Raw genomic sequence first — 25,790 nt, forward strand, 5'->3', positions numbered from 1 at the left:
GGGCGGAGGGGCATAAATGCCCCTAAAGAAATTTCTGGCGAAATTTCTCGCCCCGGAATTCGCCTGGCGGCGAATTCGTTGTGGTTTATGTCGGGCCGCTGACGCGTCCCTTAGTTAGGCGTTTGATTTGCCTGGCGGCAAATCTGGGTTGTTTGGATTGTTTATGATTGGTGTTGCTTTGCCTGGCGGCAAAGCGTTTATTGGATTAATGTTCTGGGTTGCAATTGGGGTTTCTTCGGAGTTTATCTGCCACGCCTGCCGGCATGGCTTCTTTTTTATCTGGTGCTCTGTATCGTTTTGTTTACAGGGGTGCCGATCTGCCGATCGGCTTGTTTTTGCGGAATGGTTTTATATCTGGCCTTGTGGATGTCTGGATGGCCTTGGTTCTTTTTCTGTATCGGCCTGGCGGCCTTTTATTTTCTGGGGTTTCTGGGTGTGGTGTGGTTTTTGGCTATGGGGCCTGGGTTTGGGCATCCGGGCGCATGTCTGTTCGAGTGTGCTTGTTCAAGCGGGTTGATTCTGGTGTTTGTTGCCGCGTTTGATCGCTCTGTTGCTGATAGGTAGTCAATAAGCCTGTTGTGGTGGTTTATTGCTCAACTTAGGGCGTTATGGCATCAGTTGGCATGCATCAGTGAGCGGTCGCGCTGGCGCGCTGGGTAGTTGACGAGCAGTAAGGCTCGGGTGGGTTGCGGGGCGGCTGCCCAAGTGGCGTCGTGTCAAGGGGTGGTGGTGGATCTTCAGAACTGGTCGCCGGCCAGCTGTGGGTGCTAGCCGGTGGTCCATATTTGGAATCGGAGGCGTGCCGTATCTCGCCTGCGCAGGCTGCAACCGGCGTGTGCGAGGACGGCACGGATGCCTCTGATGGGGCACCTACCCCGTCTGGACCAAGAGGACGTGGTGCTGCTTGCTGCGGCGGGCAGCACCACGTCCGTTTCCGTAGAACGGAGCAATGTCATGTACACCAACGCCCAGCATCCGCAGCCTTCAGGCCCGTCCCCCGTTGGGGCCGGGCCGTTCGTGGTCGTGGATGGCCGTGTGCAGCCGTGGGTCCCGTCGCAGGAGCCGGCCGGTGTCCCGGTCGGCTCGACGTTCTCGGGCCAGTCGGCTCAGGTCTCTTCCATGGAGGGGCCGTTCATCATCGTCGACGGGGTCATCCGTCCGTACGCCGTGGCCTCTTCGGGCCCGGCGACGGCGCCCGTCGGTTCGGGTCCGTACGTGATCGTCAACGGCGCCACCCTGCCGTATCCGGTGCCCTCGGCGGACGGGGACAGGTCCTCGCGTCCGGCCGCGCCGTCGTGGCAGGCCGTGGCGATCACGGCGATCATCTCGGGGGTCGTGGTCACATGCATGATGGCGGGGATGGAGATCGCCGCCATCATTGCCGCGGTGGCCCTGATCATCATGATGGGCAATCAGGTCCGTGTGTCTCTGACCGCCTGACGTCCTCCCTGTTGCGGCCGGGGCTTTCGGGCCCCGGCCTTCGGGCCGGATGGAAGGAGACCAACATGGCCCGTACTTCAGACCCGCTGCTCCACCGGGACGACCCTGAGCATGCTCTGGCCCGGTTCCTGCGTGGCCTCCAGGCCAAGGCCAGTACGGTGGCGGAGCCGATGACGCTGAAGAAGATCGCCGATGCCTCCGGTGTCTCGCAGGCTTCGCTGTCCAAGGCCAGCCATGGGGATCCCCGCACCTCGTGGCGCACCGTGGAGGCGTGGGTGCGTGTGTGTGAGGGTGACCAGGCGACCGCTCGGCGGCTGTGGGGCAAGGTGCGCGACGCCCAGGAGGAGCCGAGCAGCGACGCCGAGGCCGCGCTGGTGGCGCGTGCCGTGGCACATTGGGCACGTACCAGCACGCTCGGGGTGCCCCAGTACCTGGAGAGCGAGGAGGAGTTGCGGACAGTGCTGCAGGCCCTGCGGCGCTACGTGGACGTGCCGCTGCGGGTGCTGGCCCAGGCCACGCTACAGGGTGGTATCCCCTACAGCCGCACCACGCTGAGTGCGGTGCTCAGCGGGAAGCGTCCGATGACGTTCGAGCACCTGGCGGCGATCTTGTTCGGCTGTAAAGTGCCGGTGCGTCAGCAGCTCGGATGGGCGCGGGCGTTCGCCCGGTTCGGTGTGAACCGGGATGTCGGGTCGCAGTGGAACCCCAGGCACCTGCGCAAGCTACGGGTCCAGATGCAGCCGGCGGAGGTGCAGGTGGCGGTCGTCGTGGCCTCGCCAGCGCGGCAGCGGTTCGCGGTCACGCTGGAGCAGGCGCTGACGGAGCGGGGCGCGACCATCAAGGCCTTCGCGGCCGACGCCCGGCTGGACATCGAGATGGTCAACCGCATCTTCGCGGGGATGTTCGTGCCGGCATGGATGATCGCGAGGGCGAGCGAGGCGGGCATGGTCGGGGCCCACACTCGGACGCAGATGGTGCTGCACACGCTCACGAAGAGACTGGTGCGATCGCCGAGTCCGGAGGAGCGCCGGGAGTGGAACCGGTTCACCGCGACGCATGCCGGGCACGCCGACTGGGCTGCGTAGACGCCGGATCGGAGGAGAGGGTGGGGCAGGCATCATGAGGCGCCTGCCCCACCCTTCTGTGTGTGCCGTGACGTGTACGTCCCCCCGCCGGGATGGGCGCGGCGTCCAGGGCGGTCTGGCGGTCCGGCTTGTCGTACGCGGACACGGAGGGTGCGCATTCCTCGCGTGTGTGTACGCGGTGGCAGGGCCGGTCCGCGTCGCCGTCACGGCGGTGACCAGCTGGGCACGGCGCGGGGGTTCGCGGTCCGGGGCGCACGGCATGGGCGCCGAGCTCTCCATCGACGCCGTCATGGACGCCGAGGCGACCTCGGTGTAGAAGGTCTCCACGGAGACGGTGGGCATCTTCTCGTCCTTGTACCTCGGCATCGACTCCGCGGTCAGGTGCGACCACGGGCTGAAGTCCGCCTCGGGTGCGTGCGTCACGCTCACCGTCGAGTCCACCGGTCGTGGCGATCGGCTCGAAGGCGGACGGAGACCGGCTGGTCTTCTTCTGCGGGCCCCGGTCGTGTTCTGGACCGTGTGGAAGGCCTCCGGGACACCCCCGAGGCCCAGGGCGGGCTCCTGGGCGCGGAGCTCGAGCTTGCGGTGCCTCTACGCCCTGGGCCCGGCCGAGGGCGTCGCGGCGGTGACGGTGTCGTTGGCCGGGGCCGGGGTCGTGCAGCACGCTCGTGGCGTGGTTGCCGCTTCTGCCCGCGCAGGTGTCTCCGATGCAGGCGGAGGGCCGGGCGGCTCCGCAGGCGCGGGCGGTATCCCTGCTGTGAATGGACGGGCCGATATCACTCCTGAACCACGTGGCATTGTTCTCCGCGAGTCGTCGTCTGCTCGAGTGTTACTGCCCTCTCTTTCCTCCTCGTGCCGTTTTCTCTGCTTCTCTCCGTCGCCGCCATGTGTAGCCGCACGACCGGCAGTAATCATGCCTAGAAAAGGTTGTCGGAGTTCGGGTGGTTGATTCTGCTCGGGGCCGGGGCACTGTCTATTGTGTCCTTGGTCTTTCGAGCGGGATCCTTCTTCCGTTCCGCTCCCGGAGGGCATCCGTCTTCTCTACCCCTTCGGCAGGCGTTGGCGTCGTGACGGTCCCCTCGGGCTCGTCAGGTCGGGCGTTTTCACGGACTAGGTGCCGCCGGATATTTTTTCAGCGGGCTAATTCTGCCTCGCTCCCCCTTCTCCGGTGCCTCCTCGAGGTTTTTCAGAGGAATGTAGCTTCGCTACCCTGCGAGTGATCGTGGCGCTCCGAAGCCCGGTTCGGTGATCTGACTCCTATATTTTCGCTCCGAGAATTCACACTGTGCATAAATCGAACATTCAAGTGTTAACTTTAGTAAAGCACCGTTCCAGTTGAGGGAGGGTTTCGGCAGCGGCGCACCGCCGGGGGTAGGGGCAGGGCCCGCTCTGTGTTCGTTTGGGCGCACCGGCGGCCGCGTGCCGTGAGGGGCAGGGCCCGCTCTGTGTTCGTTTGGGCGCACCGGCGGCCGCGTGCCGTGAGAGGACGGGACTGGCGGCAGTCACGCCCTGAAAGGAGGTGCCTGGTGTCCGGCATGCGCTCGCACTCGGGCAAGACCGGGGAAGAGACCTCAGGAGGTCTGCCATGAGGGCCGGGAATGCCGGCAAACGCCGACCGGCGGGCTCGTCTGCTGCCCTTGGCCCGCCGTCGTCGTCAAGGCGGCTCAAAGGACAGTGACGTCGCCGGCGTGGCGGGCTTTGCCGGGGATCCTGGGGGGAGCTGCTGCGTTATAGGCCGCCTCTTGCAGCATCCCCCCGTGGGGGGCTGAGGGCACGAGTCGCTCCAGGAGGCTGTGCCGCCGTCCGCATGGCACTGCTGTGCCGAATCTGTCTGCTGCCCGGCTCTGCTATTCGGAGCGTTGCGAAGAGCCGTGTCTGCCGCGCTGAGCGGAAAGCGGGGCGTCCGGGCTCGAAGAGGGGGTTGGCACTGGTTTGCTGGACAGAAGCCTGTGGCCCGGAGAGTGCCGGTCGTCGGCCATACGCGGCGGAAGTCTTTCGGGGCCGACCGTGCGCCCGGCCGGTGCACGGTCCTCTTACGCGGCCGGGATACCGGCTGTCGGACTGCTCACGCGAGAAGGCAGGCGTCCATCCTGGACGCCCTGTACCTCCGGGCGTGCTGGGTACCGGCCGTCGCTGATCGCTCGGATCGGCAGTGCCGTGTTCTTTGCCCGGATCCCAGAGGTCTTTGGGGACGGCTGGGGAGGTGCGGCAAAGCCAGAACCCCGGTGGACAGCTCTCGACGGCGCAACCGCCGCCCGGCCGGTGACAGGCTGTGCGTCCGATGCCCCGCAACCCGCACGATCAAGGGCCCTGCCATTGCGCGGAGTAGGAAACAGTGGTCCATCACGCTCTCCCAGTTGAGCAGACAACCCCGTTTGTGTGTGGGGGCGGGCCCCGATCGGGACCCGCCCCCACACCAGGAACCGGAGCCTGCAGGCCGCAATGCGGCCGGTGGGCCGGGTCCGGCGCGGGCGAGGCTGCAACCAGCACCCACGCAGTGCTTCCTCGTCACCCCGTCTGGACCAACAGATGAGCAATGACGATGACTGGACACGAGCTTGAGGACAGACCTCCCCCAACTGAGGGGCGATCTGCAACCCGTGCCCACGGCAGTGTCTTTGAAGAAACCGGCTGCCGTCCACTCAGGATGGATGAGAGGGGGCCAAAAAGCGGAAAGCCGCGGGACACTGATGAAGATTCCACTCTCTGACCTGCAGCGAAGAGTGCTTGACCCTTCGCCAACAACCCCGTATTGCAGCGAGGTTGGCGCTTCCTCGATGCAGCACCAGCTGCAGACACGAGTGTTTCGGTTCGGGCCGAACACTGCACCGCACAGGGCTCAAGACGGGACAGTGTGAAAGATGGAGGGCAGCTGCGGCGCCTGTACAGGATGGAAATCCCACTCTGCTTCCTCCCTGAGTGCCACCTGGCATACCGCGGGACGCCGGCAGACACGGGGCCTACCGCTTTCCGCCGCGGCTCAGGCAGGCTGCGGGCCAACCACCAGATGCGAGGACGGCCTCACCGGGGCCAGTAAACTCCCTGACCTGCACGGTAGAGGCCGAGAGCACCATCAGCCGGGCAGCTGCGGCGGTGCCCGCCCGCTCCTTACGCCAGCATCCACGCAAGCACTCTGCGCCACCACAAGCCACAGCCAACGCGATGCCCCAGAATGCTTGCCCTGCCAGCCGTTGTCGCGTGATCGGGCCGCCCCAGGGCCACAGGACAGAGCACCCCTCATCGTGTAACGACCAGGACGCCCACGTGGTCACCGATAACCGAGACAGCCGCCTGGTGGCAGTCGCAGCGCACGCCTATACGGCTGCACTGCCCGACTGCAGGAGCAGACTCGGGCAGGCTTTCACCGTCCGGTCAAAGTCAGGCGGCCATAGATGCGGCAGCGGCCCACCTGCCACCGGCGCAAACTCCCGCCGTCGCGCCGGTGAGCGTCTCTCAACGAGCATGGACGGGCCGCTTTGACTCCCCCGGACCACGGTCCTGCCCCGGTGCCGCGTATGGCATGGCCTGCGCTTATACGCGATGCGGTATTGCCTGTTACGGCTGGAACCCGCCCACGGGCGCTCCGGCCCACATCCCACGCATGCCACCAGCAGCTCACCAGGTCCCAGCCGAAGACCGGCCGGGCCGATGGCGTTGTGACCGGGCGCGATGAAAAGAACAGCATCGCCCTTACGTCGAGCGCATCGTCCGCAGACGGACGGGGCTTTGACAGCCCCGCGGCTCTGCGCGGGGCACGGCCAGCCGGTTCTCGCCTCAGTGGTATCTCCGGAGCAGCACCGGTACCTCATCGCCTCGCCATACCAAAGCTCCGGCCTAACACACCGAAGCCGGCTGTCCGGCTCCCGTGGATACCCGCTGGAGCCGGACAGCCGCTGCTGTGGCATGCCCAAGAGCGCAAGCGACGGCGGTGTCTCCTTCCTCCAGACAGCCGTCGGGAACCCTCAGGGTTTGAGCGTCAGTGCTCGTATCCATCTCTCAACATACCTTTTCAATAGAAATTGCAATGGCTAACTACTGCAATCTTTTGGGCTCCTCTAATAATGGAGAAAGGTTGCTCCTCTTCGCTTCGGTCCAACATTATCCGGATGTGACCCTGTTCAAGATCGCTCGTGGTGGCTGAAGTCTGGTGCTCGAGCGGCTGCTCTCCTGGCGGGCTCGGGGAGAGTCCGGGGCCGTCGACGGCTGAGCCGAAGTGGCCCCCGGCACCCTGAGCGCACTTGCTCCACGCCAGAGGACACCGGATCGGCAATCCAGTTGGAGGGCCGGGGTGACGTCCGGGCAAAGGCCAGTCATGTCGTGGAATGCGGCCGCCTCTGCGGGCCTCCGACCGGTTCCACCGCAGTGAGCGAACACAGCGACGATCGGAACTGAGACAACCGTGGCGGTGCGGGGCGCGGTATCCGCCGTTCCGCCACGGCTGATGGGCTACTCCGGCATCAGGCGGGGCATCCTGGGCCTGCCGGTCCTTCCCACTCGTCTTGTCGGGCCGGCCGAGAAGGGGGAGCAACGTGAACGCCGATGACCAGACGGGCCCGAGCCAGTGGGCTGCCACGTCGCTTGAGCATTTCGACCAGCTGGCCCGCGGGGTGCTGAGGGCCGCCCGCGACGCAGCCCGGGAACTGAAGAGGACCCCTGCGGACGAGGACCGGAAAGCGTGGGCTCTCGGCGTTCTGGCGGGCCAGACACAAGCGATGCTGGGTGATGGCCAGCCGGTCCAGCCACCGGCCGAGGCCGCAGCGCAGAAGGCGTTCGTCTGCACCTCCTTGAAACTCGCTGTGCACGCGCTGGCCCACCGATGGAGTGAGGCAGACCTGGCCCTGGCGGGTCAGGCCGACGTGGCGCATCTCGAGGAACGCCAGATGGCCGACGCCTTCGACGCGCTCGGGCGACTGGTGCTCCCGCACGCCTCACCCGAGGGCTGGACCGCCACCATCTGCACCGAACTGGCCCGCGGGGACAAGGAGTGGGAGGCGGTGGTCAAGCTGGGCAAGTACATCCTGCATCCCACCCTCCTCGGCCTCGCCGACGACCTCACCCGTACCGTCGGCCAGGCCGTGCACAACATCAACGTGCACGAGCTGCAGCAACTGGGCGACTCGGTGCGGGACTTCACCGTCGCCGCTGAACCAGCACACCACGCAACAGAACCAGCCCCGGCGATCGAGGAACCAACATCCGAGGGTGATCAAGAGCCGACGGCGCTCGAACTTCAACAAGGGGATCGCCCCATTGCGGCTAACCGTGCGCGAACACGCAGGCGGGTTGTGAACCAAAACACGGCTGCCTCCGAACCTGCTCACGCGCCCCCGCCGGAAGAACCGTCGTCGAAGGAACGCAAGCCCCCGGGTACGACGCCCCCTCCCGTGCTCGGCCCCGGATTCCGTCCCTGACCGGCACCGCTCACCGGCCGACGCCACACGCCTCCACGAGACGCCCACGCTCCGGAGTAGGTTCCAACAAACCGGCACATCCCGGTGCTTGGCCGCCTGACGGTGTCTGCTCGGACGCCTGCCCGCTCCGCAAGGCCGCGCGCGTGCCCGCCGGCGTATCAGTCGCCCAGCCACGTCACCCGAACACCTCGACCGGCTGGCCCTTCGGGTGTTGAGAGCCGCCCGAACGCAGCCCGGGAGCCACGGCAGGATCCGCAAGCCCCGGACCGGCGAACACAAGCCTCGCCATGCTGGCGGAGCAGACGGGCAATGCTGAGCCCCGTCGTGCCGGACCAACTCCCCGTCGAGGCAACGGCGCAAGAAAAGTTCGTCTGGTGCCATCAACCGAGTCCAGCCACTACTCGCCACAAAGCCCACAGAGCTCGTCGGCGCACTGACAATTCGGCGTCAGCGAGAAGCGCCTCGCTGTGTCCCGAGCTTGAGCGACGGGCCGTCAGTCGCCTAACCAACCGGAAGCCGCCTACCACGACTTCAGTGCCCTCAGCACAAGCTCAAGAGACTCAACCACCACGTCGGCGTGCGCATCACGCAACCTCTTCAGTACAGTTTCGTTTCGGGCGTAGCCGAGGAATGGAACTGCGGCGTTCTGGCTTGCTTCGAGGTCGGAGGGCGTGTTCCCGATCATGAGGGCCTCCTGCGGGGATACGTCCATGGCGTTCAGGGCTCGGTTGAGGCAGTACGGGTCCGGCTTGAGGCGGTGCAGGTCCTGGGTGCGGCCGTAGATGTGCGGGGCGAAGCACTCGGTGAGGTCGCGGCTCGCCAAGTATGTGCGCACCACTCGCGGGGAGTTGTTGGTGGTGATCGCAAGGCGGGAGCCGACCGCACTCCAGGTGCGGATCAGGGGATCGGCGTAGGCCGTGGGCAACGCCGTTGCCGTGGCGCGCAGTTCCTCCTGGGTGAGGCGTTCCTCCAGCTCCGCCACCAGGTCGCTGCGCGGATGCCGGCGGTCCACCGCGCGCAGCACGACGTGCGGGTCCAGGGTCTTCAGTTCGGACTTCGTCAGCAGGCCGTGCAGGCCTCGCCCTTCGAGCCAGCCGGCCAGCTCGGCAGCCACCCGCTCCGCCGAATGACCGGCGAACAGGCGGCAGATCGGGCCGTCAAAACCGAATAGAACAACTCGTGCCCGTTCTACCAAGGCCCTCAATTCGATCTCCGCCGCTGCACCGGTCACGAGGCCACCGGCCGGAGCCTTCGGCCGGTGGGCCTGAACCGTCGCCTGCACCATCACGGGCGACCGCGGTTCCGTCGGCGGCACCGCAGTGCTCGGACGTTCAAGAGCCCGAAGCACATATGTCGCAGCATCGGACAGGGGGGGAGCACTTGGATCTTCTCCCAAAGGAGCGACCGCCGGCTCCGCGACGAGGGCATGCGGACGCTCCTGCCAGCCTTCCGGGCGATCCCGTAGGACCTCGAGGGCATCGTGGAGACGCCATGCCTCCCTGGCCCCAAGCAGGCTCCGGAAATTGGCCTGGACACCTGGGCGGAACTTCAGCCACACAGGGGCCGTGCCGTCGCCGGTTGAACGGCTGACCACCAGTGGCCCGGCCACGACGAGTTCGGCGATGTCGGACGTGGTGGCTTCTGGCACGAGTGCCTCGGCGACGAACCGGATCATGTCCAGATTGAACTCCGGGAATGGAGAGCAGAGCGCGGCCAGCCGCACCGCGGCGGGCGAGGCCAGGTACCGGAATCCTTCCGCGACGTCGGTGCCGGGCAAGGGCTCAGGAGGAGGCGGTTCGAAGGTGTCGTCCTGCGCGGCCACGAGCAAGGCGTCGCAGCCTTCTCGACTGCCGCGCATCAGGACGCGGGCCCATTGCCCTAGCGATCTGGGTGACAGGCTCAGGGCCGGTACGGGGAGCAGCTCCACGCCGCCGTAGATGAGGGGTTCAGCCGGGCGCAGGCCTGGGTTTCCTCCTCCGGGTGTCTCTGCTGCGCCGGTGCGTACCGCTGGGAGGTCCACGCCCACGTGCCGCCAGATCCCCGTGGGCAGCGGGTTGATCAAGGCGGTCGGTGCGTGCCGCGCCCAGCGGTGCAGTTGCTCCCACATGCGCCGCTCGCGCCAGGAGCGGGACGTGCAGTCGGACACCACCACGGTCAGAGAGCGTGTTCGGGTCGGATGGAGAGCAGAGAACGGGAATGCGTCATCGGCCGCGCGGCCTTGCCGGCGTAGAAGGGGCTCGGGGTGGTCGGTGCGCAGCTCCCACACGGTGACCGTGCGAAATGCACCCAGGTGGCGGAAGATCCGTGTCAGTTCCTCCGTGGTGTCCCGCCACACGGCCATGGACACAGAGCGGTCCAGAACGAGCGCCAGGTCGAACCAGCGTTCTTCGGAGGGAACGAACACTGGGAAGAGTTCTCCCGTGCGTCCATACTCGGCGACGGTTGCATCCACGTCGAAGCGCTGCGTGATCCCACGCCGCCAAGTCCGTTTGAACGGCTGGAGAGCGCGGGCGAGTCTGCGGGCGGGCAGTCGGGAGGCGCCGGGGAGGACGACGGCGTGCGATGGACGCCCGTCGCCGAGTCTCTGGCGGTCCGGAGCAGGCCGCGCCCAGGTTTTGAGGTGGTCCCAGCCACCGTCGCGTTGGCCCCGATGGGTCGGCCCGGACCGTTGTCTCGGGGTGCGGAGGGCATCGTCATCGCGTTGTGGCGCCCGGGAGGCGGCCAGCCAGAGGATCTCAGCGACGGCCACCGCGTCCAGGTCCGGTGCGGCCCGCAGGACGGCCTGGGCGGCTGCCGCCAGGCCATCGTCGTCTCTCGCCGCGCTTGGCCCCTTCCTGTCAGGCACCGCCGAGCGCCCTCATCAACAGCTGCTCGACTCGCTGGCGCTCTCCGGTATTGGCCTCCGGCACCCCCCGCAGCAGGTGCAGGGTGCCCAGTAGCTGGTCGACGGCGACCCGCTCCTTCGCCCGGACCCGGTCCACAAAGCGATCGATCAGATCCTTGGTGGGACCGGAGTCGGTGTCGATGCCTAGGTGTGCGCGGACGACCCGTCCGATGAGATCGGAGGTGGGCGCCGGCATGTCGTAGCGGACGCATCGGCGCAGGAACGGGGCGGGCAGTTCCTGTTCGCCGTTGCTGGTCATCACGATGAACGGGAATTCGGTGCACTGCACCCGCCCGCCTTCGACGCGGAAGGATTCGGCGCTGTCCCACAGCATGACGTCAGCGTCGTCCTGTCCTTCCCGGACGAGTTCGACGATGTGGTAGGTGCCGCGCTCAAGCACGTCGAGGAGGTCTCCGGGCAGGTCAAGGTCTGCTTTGTCGAGCTCGTCGATCAGGAGGGCACGGGGCCGCGGTGAAGGAAGCAGCGCGGTGCCGAGAGGACCCAGGTACACGAAGTCCGCGACATCGTCGACGACCTTCGCGGCGCGTTCGGGCTGAGTCCGCGCCAGTTCCTGATGGAGGCGTTGGGCATGGATGCGGCCGAGGGCGTCGTACCGGTACAGGGCGTCGCTGAGAGTGCTTCGGGAGGTCACGGTCCAGCGCAGGACGGGGCCGAGTTCGAGTTCGGCAGCCACCTGTTCGATGATGGTGGACTTGCCCGAGCCGGGCGGACCGGTCACCAACAGGGGGCGGCGCAAGCACAGGGCCGCGTTGACCGCATCAAGCAGCCCTTGGGGCGGCTGGAACACGTCCGCCGCGGTGCTCTGGCCCATCGTGCGCCATGGCGGAGGCGGGGGCAGCTCGACAGGGCCCGTCGACCTGCCGGTGCCTGCGTAGTAGGTGTTCCAGGTCATGTGGCCTCCTTGGATGGGCCGTGCGCCGGCTCTGTTATGGAGATGGAGAGGCGATGGCAGAGGTCCAGCCATTCACCGTTGTCCCACACCAGCCGCAGGTCGGCGATGGCTTCGCGCTCGCCGCTCTGCCAGGCACGGCGATAGGCGTGGAGAATGCCGTCCGGCAGGGAATGCCAGTACCGGTCCAGGTCCTGACGCCACTGCTGGGCGCCCCCGGCTCCCTGGCCGGGCCACACCAGGACGGGCGTGTAGGCGAGCAGCATTTCCATCAACTGCTCGCGGGCTGCTACGGGGTGGTGGTCCAGTCCGATGCCGCGCGGGTAGCTCCCACGGCGCAGTGCGGTCCGTAGTTCGTCCGGCCGCAGGGAGGTCTCGATCCCGATCCAGTCCACCGGGGCTCCTCGGGTGCAGGAGATCATTTTCTCCCAGCGGTCGCGTACCGTGCCCTGAAGGCGTCTCAGCAGACGGGTCGGGGCGAGGCGTCCGCTCCAGTGCAGTACGACCCGGTGGTTGGCGCCGAGTACCTCCACGTCGCCGGCCTCTTCGGGCCGCCAGTCGAGCAGCAGTCTGGCAGGCAGGGCGATGTCCACTTGGCGCAGCCGGAATCCGAGGGCGTCTGCCTCGTCCTGTGCCCACAGGACCGCGTCGTCCAGGGCGTCCTCCGCGCCCGCTTTGCCCGGTGTTTCGCACCGGAAGACCATGTGGTGGAGCAGGGAGCCGTCCCGTAGCAGCCAGCAGTCGAGGGCTTCGGGCCAATCGCCTGCCAGCGAGGAGTGCAGGCTGACGACGAGGTTCAGCCGTCGTTTCGCCCTGCTGGCCTGCGCGAAGGCGCGGGCGTCGTTGACGAGGACCTGCGCGTCGATGCTCTTCGCCCACTCGAGCAGGGCCGGGTCTTCAAGGTCGCGTTCGGCCTCCTGTGCCAGCAGCAGGACGAAACGTGTCACCCATCGGCGGGAGTTGTCCCCAATAGGGTGTTCGAAGGCCAGGTAGTCCAGGACGTCCTGCTCGGTGAGGTCCGGACTGTCCGAGGGGATGTAAGGTTCGGCGCTCAGGAGCAGGTGGAGAGCGCGGCGCAGCCGATCGGTCGTCAGGTCGGGGCCCAGCCAGGAGCGGATGAACTCAACGGTCTTGACGGCGGTGATGAGCCCGGTGAGGGCCGTTACCGCACGCTGACCAGCACTATTGCGTGCTGCGGCGTCTGGCAGGAGTTCGTTGCGCAGGTCGGCGGCCTGCCGTACGTCGGCCGGAGTCTGCCGTGGATCCTGGCCGGTCCCGGTGGCCAATGCTGCCAGGGCTGCCGTCACCTGTTCGCGGGCCCGGAAGCCGACCAGGCCGGCCCCGTCGTTTTCCCGGTGGCGGGCGTTCCAGGCCAGCCACAGCGGAGCGGTGGCGCTCTGGTCCCCGCAGTGCTGGTTGATGACGACGTCCTGGCCGGCGATCGGGCGGATAGCGTGTCCGGCCCTGACAACATCGACAACGGGTCCGCACTCGTCCACGCCTTGTGTGAGCACGCGGGTGAGGTTCTTGGAGAACTGGAGTTCCCTGGCGGTCTGCTGCACGGAGGAGGCCATCAACAGAGCGATACGGCTCTTGCCGTGCCGGGCTCCCAACGCGAGCTCGTGTGCAGACGGCATCGCGCCGCCAGCGTGGCACATGTCGAGCAGACCGATGACACCGCGCACGCCTGACTGCTCCACTGCCGTGGTCAGCAGCTCGTTGACGTTGACGGCGCCGTCCCGCACCCCCTCCACGGACTCCTTGCCCATGTAGTAGAGCGTGCTGGAGTCACCGGGTGTGAACCCGTGTCCCAGGAGGGCCAGGACAAACACCGCTCTGCGCTGTCCCGCGTACCGGTACCCGTCCCGCACCAGGTCGGTGATGTCGTCGCTGTCGAGTGACTGGCCCACGACGAGCGAGGCACTGTCACTCAGCCCGGGCTCACAGCCGCCCAGGCGCGGATCGAGCAACACCTCGTGCAGGCCTTTGGCGGTGTGGTCCAGGTCCTTCAGACGCTCCATGCTCGCGCACTGTGTCGCGATCACCAGTGCATGGCGCGGCGGTCTGCCCGCCGTCACCCACCCTCCCGGTCGGCAATGACCAGGGCTTCGGCCACCGGCCCGGCCACCCCGGCATGCACGAGATACGCCTCCGCCGGGTGCACCCACGGGCCGTCCGAGTCCACCCGGCAGGTTCTCGGCCGGACCAGGCGGGTGTTGGGCGCAATGTCCTTCTCCAGTTTCGGGCGAGCGGCAATGGGATCGTCACGGTCGTAGAAATTCAGCCAGCGCCCGACACACTCAGGAGTCCGCGGTGGGCGGGGACGCAGCTTCGGCCACACCGAAGCGCGCATGGAGATCGGTGAACCAAGCGTCGTGAACAGCGGGGCGTCGTGCGCATACCCATGCAGCGTTTCCCACGTCACGACGGTGCCCAGCGAGTGAGCGACGACCACGGTCGGCCCATCCCCCAGCGCCTGCGAGACCCGGCCCCTGATCCGCTTGTCCAAGGAGACACCGGACACATCATCGCCGCCGCGCTCCAAGTAGCGCACCACCTGGGCCAGTTCACGCACCATCGCCTTCGCCGCAACCCACTGCCCCAACCGGCGCCATGGCTTGAGCTCCAGGAGGGTCGTCGCCACGTTCAGGCTCCGCCGCACCCCGCTCATGACGCCCTGCTGCTGTCCACCGCCCATCGCCTCGGCGCGGGCGTGGGCCAGGACACGTCGCCCCTCTTCGGCATCGAGGCCCTCGCCGAGAGCCGTCGGCATACCGCCGTCCTGTTCCGGCTCGAACTCCCGCGCCAACTCGTCGACAAGGTCGACGAGGAATTCCAGCAGGTGTGCGGCCGTCTCCTCGCTGTCAACGCCCAGGCCGCCGCCTTGCCCCTGGTCCGGCTGGAACAGGTCGCCGTAGTACGCGAAGACCGGGTTGAAGCGCCCGCAGGACAGCTGCGCGGCCACCTCGGAATGGCCCGCTGCCCGCATGCCACGGGCCAGACAGCGGGTCCATGCCCGTAACTCCTCTTCCGCGTCCCGCGGACCACCGATGCCGTGCACGAAGACCAGCCGCGCCCCCATGAGCCCTCCCGCTGCCCCAGCTGTATCGCGATCAGATGAGCGTATCGCCCGTCCGGCCGACATGTCCGCCGATGGCACGGATCCTGGGCCGACAAGCTCGGACAGACCACGGGATGGGCAGCCGTCTGAAGGACGCAGTCATCAATGCGGGCAAGCGCGGCTCGTGCGCGAGCCCAGTGGTCTTCTTCCACTCCGCGCCGTCGACCGAGGACCGCATGCGGCTGGTGGCGGCGCTCAACGCAGGTCAGGCCGCCAGCACGCAGCTGGACATGCGGCCCGCCGACGGCGAGCACCGGGTCTGGGAGTCAGCGGGCTGATGTGACGGTGACGGGAGCGTCGGGGCAGGCGCTGAGCGCGTCCTCGAGCGCCGCCTGTTCTGCGGCGTCGACGCTCAGGCCCCAACGGGTCTTGTCGGCCACCCAGTTGGTGGCGTAGGTGCAGCCGTAGCCCTCGGCGGGCGGCAGCCACGTGCTGGGGTCCTGATCGGCCTTGGATCGGTTCGAGGCGGCCGACACTGTGATCAGCGCGCGGTCACTCAGATCATTTGCGTAGGCATCCCGCTCCCCCGACGTCCAGACGGAGGCGCCGGAGTCCCAGGCTTCGGCCAGCGGGACCAGGTGGTCGATGTCCAGGCCCTGGGACCGTCGAAGTACCGGTCGTCGTAGGGCGAGTACCACTGACCTCCGCTCAGCCTGCAGTTCGGCCCCTGCCTCGGGGCGATAACCGCTTCGGCCTTCAACACCTCGGCGCGGGTGTTGCAGCCGTCCTTGTCCGCGTCAATCCAGTGTTTGAATTTGGTGCGCTCGTAGCCGGTGCGGTCCCTTGTCCAGGCTGCTGCGCCTTATGCTGCCGGTAGACGAGTACGCGGCACGGCCGCACTGAACCACACCTTCCACGTCACGGACCGAGCTCTACAACGGCACCGGGACGCCATGTGGGGGGAATCAGCGCCAGCACGTGCCCGCCACGCATCTCCGCGACCGCGGCGTTCACGGTGAGTAGCTGATCACGGACGGCGCGGGGGGCAAGCTCCTTGTCAGCGGTCATGTAGGCAGCGGCCATGCCTGCAGCCAGCGCAGCGGCGAACGAGGTGCCGCTCCAGTGCGCGTACCCCTCGAACATCACCTCGTCCGGTTTGACCGGGGTGCCGGCTTCGCTCAACGCCCCGGTGTGGCGGGGATACTGGCAGGTGCAGGCGTAGCCGAAGCCGAAGCGGCAGGCGTCGTAGGTGGAGTGCTGGTACAGGTACGGCACCGGTGCGTCGAAGCCGGTCAGCGCACTGGTCAGGCGCTCGCCGGGGGCGAAGGCGCTCACCCAGGCGCCGTGGTTGGAGAAGCAGGCACCGAACTCGCCGTCACTGCGCAGCGCGCCGACCGAGAGGACGGCGTCCGCGAAGTCGGGCAGGGAGGCGTAGGCGGCGGGCCAGAACGGGGTGGCGCTGGCGTTATCGCCGGCCGCGGCGACCATCAGGGTGCGCTTCCCGCGCAGTTCCTGCATGAAGCCCTCGACGCCGAGCAGGCCGTCCACTCGGCCGTTGGAGGTGCCGGCGGACAGGCTGATGATGTCCGGCCAGCCGTGCTCGTCGACCGCCGCGAACAGCCGCTCTCCGAACTCGGACTCCAGGATCGCGCCCGCGTCGTTGAGGGTGCTGCGCACGGTGATGTCCGTGTTGGGCGCGACGGCCGCGACCAGGCCCGCGATGAAGGTGCCGTGGCCGACGTACTGCAGCAGGTTGCCCTGATCGTCCGTCTCGGTGCCGTGCAGGTCGCCCTGGACGTGCGCGAGGAGGGGCACCGCGCCGTAGTCGTGCGTGAGACCGTTGTCGACGATCAGGACGTCGGCGGCAGTGTCGACGTCGTAGCCGCCCTCGTCGGGACTCGGGTTGGTGCCCTGCGTGAGTGGGGCAGGCACCGGTTCGCCGCTGGAACTGCCCGCGATGGACACCACGTGGTTGCGGCTGACCAGCCGGCGCCCGGCGCGCCCCTCGTGCTCGCGCATGGCCCGCAGGGCGTGCGCGACCGCCCGGTCGCCGTGCCGGTCGCCGTGGCCCGGGTCGCCGACCTGGATGCGGGTGATGCCCGAACGGTTGGTCTCCGGGCCGACCCGCCGCACACGGTCGGCGGTCAGGCCGGTCGCCTCGGTGAAGTACATGCGCACGGTGTCCTCGACCAGCCGCGCCTCCTGACCGTCACGGGCGAGGACCACACCCTTCTCGTAGATGAACTCGGCCGCGTCGCCGGGCCCCAGGGCCAGGGAGACGTCGGGCATCGAGCGCTGGATCTGGTCGAACTGCTCGCGGAAACGCTGAGGTGCCCCGTGATGGTCGACCAGCGCAGGCGGAAGTATCGGCGGCGGAGGGGTGCGGGACAACGCCTCTTCGAGAGCGGCGCGAGCCGAAAGGGACTGGGGATGGCGCGCGCCCAGCAGTGTCGATGACCGTTGGGCCACGACCTCCAGGACATCTGTGGCACGCGTCGTGCTGTCCACATCGTCCTGCATCTCGCCCAACGTGCGGCTGGCCGTGGCCATCAGCGTGAGGGCTTCCAACGCCCGGGGGTGCTCATCGCCCCAGCGGTCAATCTGCTGACTGCAGACCTCTACAAGCTGTTCGGCGCGCTCCTGCATCGCCCGCTGATCCTGCGCGCCCGACCTCTGCTCCGCGCGAAAGTCCACGAACGCCGCATGCATCCGTATGTCGAGCCACGCCGCGCCGCTGCCGGCCGGAGGGATGAGGCTCTCGGCCTGAACGGCGTGCCGGCGAGCCTGGTCCCACTCCCCGAGTCGGGCCTCCAGCACACTCCGCTTGATGAGCGTGCCGGCCCTCTCCCAGGGGGTTTGCGCGGTGTTCCACGCAGTCCTGAGAGCCTCGCGTGCCTCACCCTCTTTCCCGCTTTCGGCGAGAACGGCAGCCATCCGAGTGTGGACGGCGCACACGTGCTGTGCAGGCACACGGCCACGCCCGACCCAGTCGATGATTACCTGAGTCGCATGCGCGTAGTCGGCCTGCGCCTCATCGCCCAGCTCGCGGAGCATGGCCACGAAATAGGACATGCCGTCAGCGGCAGCGGGGTTGTCGAGCAGATGCTCATCATCAGTGAGGCGGCCCACCTCGTCGTGCAGCTCGGCCCGGGCGTGCCAGTCGCCTCGCAGTGTCCGTTCAGCGACGTCGATCCTTATCTGCCACCGAACTGCCGAGGTCTCAGCTACACCCATCGAAGCTTCCTCCCAGCGCACGATCTTCGAGTCGTCGCAGAATGTGACGCCGATATTCCGCGGCCTCCGCCGGCGAGAGGGAGCCGGTCTCCTCCCACCGCTTCGTCCACCCGAGCAGCTCATCAGCCGCGCGCAGGAAGCCGTCGCCGGATGCATGCCCTCTGCTGGCCGACGGGATGTGGGACTCGTGGAGGGAGCCGGTCTCCTCCCACCGCCTCATCCACCTGAGCAGCTCATCAGCCGCGCGCAGGGACCCTTCGGGAGCACGCCCCATGGCGATCGACAGGGTTTCAGGCTCATGGGACGATGATTCTGAAGCAAGAAGCGAGTCTCGCAGTCGCGTGAGGCGGAATTCCGGGAACAGACTCATTGCCTCCTGCACGGACGCGGCGTAGAGGACGTTGGTTACCACCGGTGAGTATTCGCGGCTGAGCTGCTCATCCATGAGGATTCCCACGACGGGATGTCCCGGCTCGGTCTCCACGGGGCTTCCGGAGTACCCCTGGAAGTTCTTGAGCTCCTGCTCCACCGTCAGTTGGAATCCCTTGTAGGTGACTCCCTCCGCTTTATGGAAGTCGTACGGCTCGTCCGTCACGTTTCCGGTCAGCCGTGCGTTATCTCCAGGCGGAGAGTACGTAACGCGCCACCGTGCATTCGGACGGGGCCAGTCCGTCGCGGCCGGGCGCAGATCGCGGGCGCTTGATTCTTCGATGGCGATCAGGGCAAGGTCGGCCTGCGGGGCCGACCGGCGCAGGCGCCCGTGCATGACAGCCCCGTCCGGCAGTTCGAGTTCTAGCCTGGCTTCCTTCGACAGATCCCGCAGGCAGTGCATGGCAGTGAGAACGAACTGCCGCGTCATACGGAAACCTGCGCCTTTATACATGCCTTCTGCACGGATCCGCACCCAGTAGGCGCTCATGACTCGTCAGCGCTCCGCTTCACGGTGAGCGTCACTTCGAACGACGCCTCCGCTGACGCCTTCGAAAGGATCACCCCCGCCTCGGCCGCCAGTGTGAGCCCGAAGACCACTTCCATGCCGGTGACGGACCACCCGCTCCGCTCTGGCACCCGCGCAAGGGAATCCTGCGCAATCTCGGAAGCTTGCAGGATTGCTTCCTGTATGTCGCCCGCGCGATCAGCCAACGACGCTGACGGTCGTGTCCTGGGTCCGATTTCCCTGGTTCCATGGGCGTTGAGCTGCACGGTCTCAACTCGCACCAGTGGTGCGGCAGTTACCTGATGTTCCCCCATAGCGGTGTCCCCCCGCATGACCAGGCCGGTCACCTCAGCGTAGACCCGGGCGCCGCCGCACGGACACCTGTTGAAAGGCATCGGCCGACGGCGTCCCTTCAAAATGGCGCGCGGCGTTGGCAGTTCTGCCGCATGCGGGTCCGGTGAGCACTGCGGGCGGAAAGCCTGTCTGCAGTGGGTCACCTGTGTCCCGTCCGGCCCAGTCGAAGCGGCCTGCGCCCCCGCCGTACTCCACGCCGGGCGGGCAGGTCATGCGCTGGCGATGCGGCCTTGGACCGGTTGGAAGCGCGCAGGTACCCAGAAGCCTGAGCGAGGAAAGGCCCGAACCCGCTCGTTGGTAGAGGGCTGGAGCGGCTTAGGCGGCGGGTTCGCCGCAACCTAGGTTCGATTGTGGTTGCTGCTGACCGACCTCCGCTTGCAGCAGGCCGGACCTACGACGCCGGTCTCATCTGTGGGGGTACCGAGATATAGCCGCAGGCCAGCACGTTTCAGCCCGTGAAGGGACAATGCGGCACGTATAAGTGGTGAGGCGTCGCTTGCTCCCTCGGGTCACATCCCGCCGCAACTGCCCCCCAGGGTGCGCCTTCTCCGGTTTTGTGATGCCCTGAAAGGGAGGCGAATGTCCTGAGTGCGGACGCTTCCCCCGGCTGCTGCCGGTGAGCATCGGGGCTTTCCCCACTGGCGGACCACAACGGACATTGATCACTCCGGGCCTTGCCGTGTCGTACGAGCTGCTCTGTCTGACGAGGTACCTCATGCATGAGACCTTGAAAGCCGCGCTACAGGGATGGATCGATCAGATCGGTGCTGCTGGAGATCCCTTCTTGGCGTTGGAGCCGGGGGCTTTGGCCGCAACCCGTGAGCTCGCGGACGACATGCAGGCCGAAGATATGGATCTCGAGGCCCGGCGCATGCTCGGCTGGATGTACTTTTACCGGTCCCTTGCACTACCCAGACATCAGGGCGACTACGAAGCCGCTATGGCGGCGGTTGAGGAGTTCGCGCCTTGTTTCCTGGCCGGCGAGCAGGACCTGCCCCAGCCCATGGTCCCCGCCATTGCGGACGCCGCAACAGATGACGCCGCCACCACGGTTCACGGGCTGCGTTACTCCCACGACATTGCCCAGATCTCGACCGCGGCACGGGCATGGCAGCGCATCATTGCCGTCCTGCCCGATGACCACCCAGAACGGGCACTCCACCTGCGCTACCTGGCTCTGGCCCTGCAACTCCTGGCCGAGCAGAGCACGGGCCCTCAGTCCATAGGCCTCTTGGACGAGGCGATCGAGGCACGCGAACGAGCGGTGGACGTCATCCCCGTCGGCGCCCCCGGCCGGGCCTCGGCGCTGTGCGATCTCGGCGCAACTTGGCAACTACGGTTCGAGCGCACCGACGCGAACGAGGATGCGGACAAGTGGGTTGAGGCGTTCGAGCAGGGAGTGGAAGCCGCCCCCGCCCGAGACCCGCATCTCTCACGCCGACTCGCCCACTTGAGCATCGCACTGCGTAGCCGGTTCGAGCGCACCGGGAAGATGGAGGACGCGGACAAGGCCGCGCAGAGGGCTCGGCAGGCAGTGGCGGCTGCCCCGGGCCGGGACCGGCCCGACGCGCTGTCCGTTCTCGGCGCCGCGCTGCGCACCCAGTTCGAGCACACCGCAGACCCGGCACAGATCAACGAAGCGGTCGAGCAACACCGGCATGCCCTGGCAGCCGTGCCAACCGACGCCGACGACGCGAAGTACTTGTTCGGCCTGGGCATCGCCCTGGGCACTCGATTCAAGCTAACAGGCCGCCTGGAGGACATAGACGAGGCTGTTAGTCGGCTCCAGCAAGCGGTAGACGCCACCTCCAAGAGCGAGCCGGGCCTCCGCGCCCGCCGCCTGTCCCAGCTCGGTGCCGCCCGTAGCAGCCGCTTCGACCACACCGGGGCGATGGAAGACCTGGACGACGCCATCGCGGCAGGTCGGCAGGCGCTGCAGCTGGCCGCTGCGGCTGCGGCTGCGGCTGCGGCTGCGGCTGCCGCAGACGTGCCTTTGGCCACAGAAGTGCCTATGTACATGTCCAACCTCGGCTCCCCCCTGCAGCAGCGATTCGTGCGCACCGGGGCGAGCTCGGACATCGATGAGGCCGTGGACATCCTTCGCAAGGCGGTAGGCGCCACCACACGAGGCCATCCCGATCGTGCGGGTCGGCTGTCCACCTTGAGTAGCGCCTTGCAGGTGCGCTTCGAACGATATAGGCGGATGGCGGACGTTGATGAGGCCGTCGACACGGCCCGCCAGGCGACGGAGGCGACGGAGGCGACGCACCTCGGTCGAGTGGGCTGGCTATCCAACCTGAGTAACGCTCTGCAGGTGCGCTTCGAAAGTACCGGGCAGATGGCCGACCTGGACGAGGCCATCAACGTGGCCCGGCAAGCTGCGGACACCTCGCAGGCTAGTTCCAACCGCAGGGATTTGCCCGTCTGCCTGTCCACCCTGAGCGTTGCCCTGCTGATGCGCTTCCAGCGAAGCAAGCAGCCGACGGACGTGGACGAGGCCGTCAACGCGGCCCGGCGAGCGGTGGAGGCGACCCCTGGGAATAGCCCCGACCGTGCCGGTCGGCTGTTCAACCTCGGCACTGCCCTGCACACCCAGTTCCAGCACACTGGCGACGCCGCACACGCGCGGGGTGCAATGGACGCCTTCGCAGGTGCGTCCAAGACCGCCGATGCTGCGCCCTCGACCCGGATCCACGCGGCCCGGGCGGCGGCAGCGCTGGCCGTGGAGCAGGACGTGGGTACTCACTACGCCGCGGAGCTGCTGGAGAGTGCAGTTCAACTGCTGCCCGAAGTGGCTCCCCGGCAGCTCGAGCGGGCCGATCAGCAGTATGAGCTGGGAGGTTTCGCCGGGCTGGCCAGCGACGCCGCCGCTCTCGCCCTTGCCGATCAGGACACCGGCCTGGACGGCCACTGGCCCGCCAAGGCCCTGCGCCTCCTGGAATCCGGCCGGGCAGTGTTGCTCAGCCAGTTGCTGGACACCCGCAGCGACCTCACCGACCTGCAACAAGCCGACCCCGAACTGGCCAAACGACTTGCGGACTTGCGAGAGCGGCTCGACCCGGCCTTCGCCCGAGGTCCTGCCGCGGCACTCGGCAGGGACCCAGCTGTCGAGCGGCATGTGGCCGCCTTGTTCAGTGCCACGGTCGCCGAGGTTCGCGAACTCCCTGGCTTTGAGTCCTTCCTGCTCCCGCCGGATACCGAGACCCTCACCCAGGACGCCGCCCATGGCCCGATAGTGGTCTTCAACGTCAGCAGCCACCGCAGCGACGCGCTGCTGATCACGCCAGACGGGGTCACCGATCTCCCCCTCCCCAGACTCGATCTTCACTCCGTGACAAGGAAGATCAACCAGTTCCAGACAGCGCTCGAAGCACGCGACGAGGAGTCGTTGAGCGGCATCCTGGAGTGGCTGTGGGATGTCGCCGCAGAACGGATCCTCGAAACCCTGGGCTACCGCAATCAGCCACCGTCGGCGACATGGCACTGGCCACGGATATGGTGGTCACCCGGCGGTCTGCTCGGCCAGCTGCCTCTGCACGCTGCCGGCTACCACCGCCAGCCAATCGACCCGCAGAGCCCACGCACGGTCATGGACCGAGTGGTTTCCGCCTACACACCCACGGTGCGGGCCCTGCACTATGCCCGGCAACCGATCCCGGCCCCCTCCACGTCGCCGAAGGCATTGATCGTCGCGATGCCGACCACGCCCGGCGCGGGTGAGCTTCCCAACGTGGCCGCCGAAGCTGCCATGCTCAAAGATCGCCTTCCCCACTCCATCCTGCTCGAAGAAAAAGACGCGCCCTCTGGAGGGAAAGACACCTCCGACCCACACACTCCCACCAAGTCTCGCGTCCTGACGGAGCTGAGTGGCTGCGCCATAGCGCACTTTGCCTGCCACGGCCTCTGTCATACCACCGACCCGTCCCGGAGCCGGCTACTGCTCCACGACCACCACAGCGATCCCCTGACCGTCGCCAGCCTTGCCCCACTCAAGCTCGACTCGGCGAGCCTGGCCTACCTGTCAGCCTGCCGAACGACGTTCACCGGTGAACCGACCCTTGCCGACGAGGCCATCCACCTCACCTCCAGCTTCCAACTGGCCGGGTTCCGCCACGTGGTCGGGACCCTTTGGGAAATCGACGACGCTGTCGCCTTCCGCGTCGCCGATGGCTTCTATGACGCTCTACAACAGGCACCTGAAGCACTACGCAGCGGCGCGACGGCTCATGCCCTCCATCACGCCGTGCGGGCCATCCGCGACGGACAAGACCTTCGCAAACCCCTCGACCGTCGAGATACTCCCTCCCGGTGGGCGGCCTATGTTCATGCGGGCGCCTGAAGAACTGCCACACGGCAGGAGGCACGAGATGGACCAGGACATCATCGATGTCGCCCGCACAATCAGGTTCTACTTGCCGGAGCTTGTCGGCGACGAAGCCGACGCGTACGACAACGAGATCAAGGACCTGCTCGCCCGAGCCCGCGACGGTGTGGACGTCGCCGACGAGATCATGGCCGTTCTGACCCGCCCCAAAGTAAGAGAATGGGCAATACGAGTATTCGAGGACCAATACCACAGGCCACCCGCCCTCCTTCCTCGGGACCGGGGCACCGGCTACCAGTCGGCGCCCCCGCACCGCCTGGCCCCCACCGATAAGTACGAATGCCCGGTGGACGGCAAGCCCGCACAGCCTCGTGAGGAAGCGCGGTTTGTCAACGTATTTGTCTCCCGTCCGGGCAGAGAGGGAGCGGTATTCGATCTGGCTGTTTCAACGGACTACGAGGTCTTGCTGGACATTGGCTTGCGCCTTAATGCGAGCCTCCTGCAGGAGCAAGAGGCGGTTTGGCCTGAGGAACTCGTGCCCGAGGCTGGAGTGTGGTTGCGCGCGACACTGTTGCTGGACGGGATGCAGGAGTCCGTAACGGTCCCACTCTTCCTACCTCCAAACGGAGAAAGCTTCTGTTGTGCCTGTGAGCCTGGCTCTGGACATGGCGGGGGGTGCGCGAGGCGAAGGTGGGCCCGCTTTGCGGTCCGGACTCCGGAGCAACCGGCCACCGTCCGGGGCGAACTAGTCATCTACTACGAGGCCGCGGCTGTCGTCGCTGTCGAGTTGGAGCTACCGGTCGCACAGCCGGGAGCGGTGCCGAAGGCTTCGGTCATCGGGCGGCTGAGCACGACGTTCAACGACCTGGGCAAGCTGACTCGCCGCACGGCGTCCCTGCTCGTGTCGTCGACGTCGGAGCGGGTGGTGGTCAACGGTGTGGGCTTCTTGGACAACCCGTTCGCGATTGGCGCCGGCGCCGCGGATACATCCGCTCTCAATGCCCGCGAGGCCCTTTTCGACAGTCACATTGAGGTGCACGACGGCCACTTGCGGTCCCGCTACGACAGCACGTTCAGCAAGACGAACGCGGCCTACGAACAGGATCTGCGTCGTCTGGCCCGCGAGGGCGCCGAGTTGTATTCCCGACTGTTCAGTTCACCGAGCGGTGACCACACTGTCGCGTTCTCGCTGCCAGCCCTCCTGCGCCATGAAGCACGCTTACGTGGTCGCCCGCCGTTGCTGCAGATCGTCGACGACCGGTTCGACGAGCACGCCATGCTCTGGTCGATGGTGTACGACCTGCCAGTCGGGGGCGATGTTGACCGCTACCAGCCGTGCCCGGCGGTGCGCGAGTACGGGCCCAAAGGCAGGGGTGGCCCCCTTCCACCTGTCTGCCCCTGGGAGGATCAGCACAGGGACCGGGGCGATGTGCTGTGTCCATACGGGTTTTGGGGCTTGTCGTGCATGGTGGAACAGCCCCCGACGGTCCACCGTGATCTGGAGGCGGCGGTCTTGAGGGACCCCGAGGAGATCGCGGTCCTGGCCGCTGTCGGCGGGTCGCTGAACGAGCAACTCACCACTGCCCACTTGGGTCGGCTGCGCGACGGTCCGCCCACATGTGGCCTCTCCATCGCCACAGGCGCGGAAGTGGCCGATGCACTCGGGCCGGAAGCCATGGACATCGTGTACTTCTACTGTCACTGCGGTTACGACGTTCGCAGTGACACGGCCGCCGCTGACCGCTACCTCGACCTGGGCGGGGTCAGGATGCAGCCGTTGGACATCAACATGTGGGCGAGAACAGTGTGGGATGACCCGCACTGGCCGCGACGCCGCCCCTTGGTCGTCCTCAATGGCTGTCACACCACAGAAAGCACCAGCGGAACCCTGAACAGCTTCGTGCCCGCCTTCACGACGTTGGCCGGCGCATCCGGCGTTCTGGGCACCGAGGTGACGCTCGAGCAGGGCCTGGCCGGTTGGGCGATGGAAGAACTGCTCGCCCGGCTGCTGAGCGGCGCCACCATCGGAGAAGCCCTGCACGGGACCCGCTGGGCCATGCTGCGCCGGGGGAACGTCATGGGCCTGGCGTACACGGCATACTGTCTCGCCAATCTCACGCTGCGGGACCCGAAGGCCAGTCAGGGGTAGC

The 25,790-nt window shown here is 67.1% G+C and carries 14 protein-coding genes and 2 pseudogenes; 6 read left to right on the plus strand and 10 right to left on the minus strand.

Annotated features, from left to right (window positions below; genetic code table 11):
• Window positions 1-1,106 precede the first annotated feature (1,106 nt).
• On the minus strand, window positions 1,107-1,403 hold the full coding sequence (locus ACIBN2_RS45355) for a hypothetical protein (protein WP_399143653.1): 297 nt from the start codon (window positions 1,401-1,403) through the stop codon (window positions 1,107-1,109).
• 102 nt (window positions 1,404-1,505) lie between these two features.
• Here ACIBN2_RS45355 and ACIBN2_RS45360 point away from each other — a divergent pair, with 102 nt between their 5' ends.
• The 3 genes from ACIBN2_RS45360 (at window position 1,506) to ACIBN2_RS45370 (ending at window position 7,936) form a co-directional block, all read left to right on the plus strand.
• Entirely contained in the window at window positions 1,506-2,525 is a 1,020-nt protein-coding gene (locus ACIBN2_RS45360) for a hypothetical protein (RefSeq protein ID WP_399143654.1), read from the plus strand.
• 169 nt (window positions 2,526-2,694) lie between these two features.
• Window positions 2,695-2,841 (plus strand): hypothetical protein, encoded by a 147-nt coding sequence (locus ACIBN2_RS45365; RefSeq protein ID WP_399143655.1) that lies wholly within the window; start codon window positions 2,695-2,697, stop codon window positions 2,839-2,841.
• 4,213 nt (window positions 2,842-7,054) lie between these two features.
• Complete coding sequence (locus ACIBN2_RS45370) at window positions 7,055-7,936, plus strand: hypothetical protein (RefSeq protein WP_399143656.1); 882 nt, start codon at window positions 7,055-7,057, stop codon at window positions 7,934-7,936.
• 520 nt (window positions 7,937-8,456) lie between these two features.
• On the opposite strand, the gene ACIBN2_RS45375 is transcribed toward ACIBN2_RS45370, so the two are convergent.
• From ACIBN2_RS45375 to ACIBN2_RS45395, 5 genes and pseudogenes are all read right to left on the minus strand, one after another.
• The gene (locus tag ACIBN2_RS45375; RefSeq protein WP_399143696.1) at window positions 8,457-9,221 is read right to left on the minus strand and encodes an HAD family hydrolase; all 765 of its coding nucleotides are present in this window, start codon (window positions 9,219-9,221) and stop codon (window positions 8,457-8,459) included.
• A 198-nt stretch (window positions 9,222-9,419) separates the two neighbouring features.
• Window positions 9,420-10,781, minus strand: a pseudogene (locus ACIBN2_RS45380) (SAV_2336 N-terminal domain-related protein); the annotation flags it as partial.
• The gene (locus tag ACIBN2_RS45385; RefSeq protein WP_399143657.1) at window positions 10,774-11,733 is read right to left on the minus strand and encodes an AAA family ATPase; all 960 of its coding nucleotides are present in this window, start codon (window positions 11,731-11,733) and stop codon (window positions 10,774-10,776) included. The pseudogene ACIBN2_RS45380 and the gene ACIBN2_RS45385, both read right to left, overlap by 8 nt.
• Window positions 11,730-13,751, minus strand: coding sequence for a hypothetical protein (locus ACIBN2_RS45390; RefSeq protein WP_399143658.1), 2,022 nt, complete (start codon window positions 13,749-13,751; stop codon window positions 11,730-11,732). Before ACIBN2_RS45390 ends, ACIBN2_RS45385 begins: the two co-directional genes overlap by 4 nt.
• Before the next feature lie 53 nt (window positions 13,752-13,804).
• Window positions 13,805-14,812 carry a hypothetical protein gene (locus ACIBN2_RS45395; RefSeq protein WP_399143659.1) on the minus strand — a complete coding sequence of 336 codons (1,008 nt, stop codon included), beginning with the start codon at window positions 14,810-14,812 and terminating at the stop codon, window positions 13,805-13,807.
• A 113-nt stretch (window positions 14,813-14,925) separates the two neighbouring features.
• Between ACIBN2_RS45395 and ACIBN2_RS45400 the strand changes: the two genes are divergently transcribed.
• A complete protein-coding gene (locus tag ACIBN2_RS45400) occupies window positions 14,926-15,129 on the plus strand; it encodes a hypothetical protein (RefSeq protein WP_399143660.1) in 204 nt (67 codons plus the stop codon).
• On the opposite strand, the pseudogene ACIBN2_RS45405 reads toward ACIBN2_RS45400, so the two are convergent.
• From ACIBN2_RS45405 to ACIBN2_RS45420, 4 genes and pseudogenes are all read right to left on the minus strand, one after another.
• Window positions 15,118-15,632: pseudogene (locus ACIBN2_RS45405) on the minus strand (HNH endonuclease family protein); the annotation flags it as partial. The gene ACIBN2_RS45400 and the pseudogene ACIBN2_RS45405 sit on opposite strands and share 12 nt — an antisense overlap.
• A gap of 77 nt (window positions 15,633-15,709) precedes the next feature.
• Window positions 15,710-17,080: a S8/S53 family peptidase gene (locus ACIBN2_RS45410; protein WP_399143697.1), complete on the minus strand. Its 1,371-nt coding sequence runs from the start codon at window positions 17,078-17,080 to the stop codon at window positions 15,710-15,712.
• A 931-nt stretch (window positions 17,081-18,011) separates the two neighbouring features.
• Entirely contained in the window at window positions 18,012-18,944 is a 933-nt protein-coding gene (locus tag ACIBN2_RS45415) for a trypsin-like peptidase domain-containing protein (RefSeq protein WP_399143661.1), read from the minus strand.
• Entirely contained in the window at window positions 18,941-19,168 is a 228-nt protein-coding gene (locus ACIBN2_RS45420; protein WP_399143662.1) for a CU044_2847 family protein, read from the minus strand. The genes ACIBN2_RS45415 and ACIBN2_RS45420 overlap by 4 nt, the downstream gene beginning before the upstream one ends.
• A gap of 863 nt (window positions 19,169-20,031) precedes the next feature.
• Here ACIBN2_RS45420 and ACIBN2_RS45425 point away from each other — a divergent pair.
• Both ACIBN2_RS45425 and ACIBN2_RS45430 read left to right on the plus strand, forming a co-directional pair.
• Window positions 20,032-23,655, plus strand: a complete 3,624-nt coding sequence (locus ACIBN2_RS45425) for a CHAT domain-containing protein (protein ID WP_399143663.1) — start codon at window positions 20,032-20,034, stop codon at window positions 23,653-23,655.
• Window positions 23,656-23,683: 28 nt separating this feature from the next.
• On the plus strand, window positions 23,684-25,789 hold the full coding sequence (locus tag ACIBN2_RS45430) for a CHAT domain-containing protein (RefSeq protein WP_399143664.1): 2,106 nt from the start codon (window positions 23,684-23,686) through the stop codon (window positions 25,787-25,789).
• The last annotated feature ends 1 nt before the right edge of the window (window position 25,790 follow it).

It is taken from the genome of Streptomyces sp. NPDC050534 (genome assembly GCF_044457745.1).
Lineage (GTDB): Bacteria > Actinomycetota > Actinomycetes > Streptomycetales > Streptomycetaceae > Streptomyces.

Coding starts and splice junctions, on each gene's coding strand:
- ACIBN2_RS45355 (WP_399143653.1), bottom strand. CDS start 1,403: ATGATGATCAGGGCCACCGCGGCAATGATGGCGGCGATCTCCATCCCC.
- ACIBN2_RS45360 (WP_399143654.1), top strand. CDS start 1,506: ATGGCCCGTACTTCAGACCCGCTGCTCCACCGGGACGACCCTGAGCAT.
- ACIBN2_RS45375 (WP_399143696.1), bottom strand. CDS start 9,221: ATGGTGCAGGCGACGGTTCAGGCCCACCGGCCGAAGGCTCCGGCCGGT.
- ACIBN2_RS45385 (WP_399143657.1), bottom strand. CDS start 11,733: ATGACCTGGAACACCTACTACGCAGGCACCGGCAGGTCGACGGGCCCT.
- ACIBN2_RS45390 (WP_399143658.1), bottom strand. CDS start 13,751: ATGGAGCGTCTGAAGGACCTGGACCACACCGCCAAAGGCCTGCACGAG.
- ACIBN2_RS45395 (WP_399143659.1), bottom strand. CDS start 14,812: ATGGGGGCGCGGCTGGTCTTCGTGCACGGCATCGGTGGTCCGCGGGAC.
- ACIBN2_RS45400 (WP_399143660.1), top strand. CDS start 14,926: ATGGGCAGCCGTCTGAAGGACGCAGTCATCAATGCGGGCAAGCGCGGC.
- ACIBN2_RS45410 (WP_399143697.1), bottom strand. CDS start 17,080: ATGCCCGACGTCTCCCTGGCCCTGGGGCCCGGCGACGCGGCCGAGTTC.
- ACIBN2_RS45415 (WP_399143661.1), bottom strand. CDS start 18,944: ATGAGCGCCTACTGGGTGCGGATCCGTGCAGAAGGCATGTATAAAGGC.
- ACIBN2_RS45425 (WP_399143663.1), top strand. CDS start 20,032: ATGCATGAGACCTTGAAAGCCGCGCTACAGGGATGGATCGATCAGATC.
- ACIBN2_RS45430 (WP_399143664.1), top strand. CDS start 23,684: ATGGACCAGGACATCATCGATGTCGCCCGCACAATCAGGTTCTACTTG.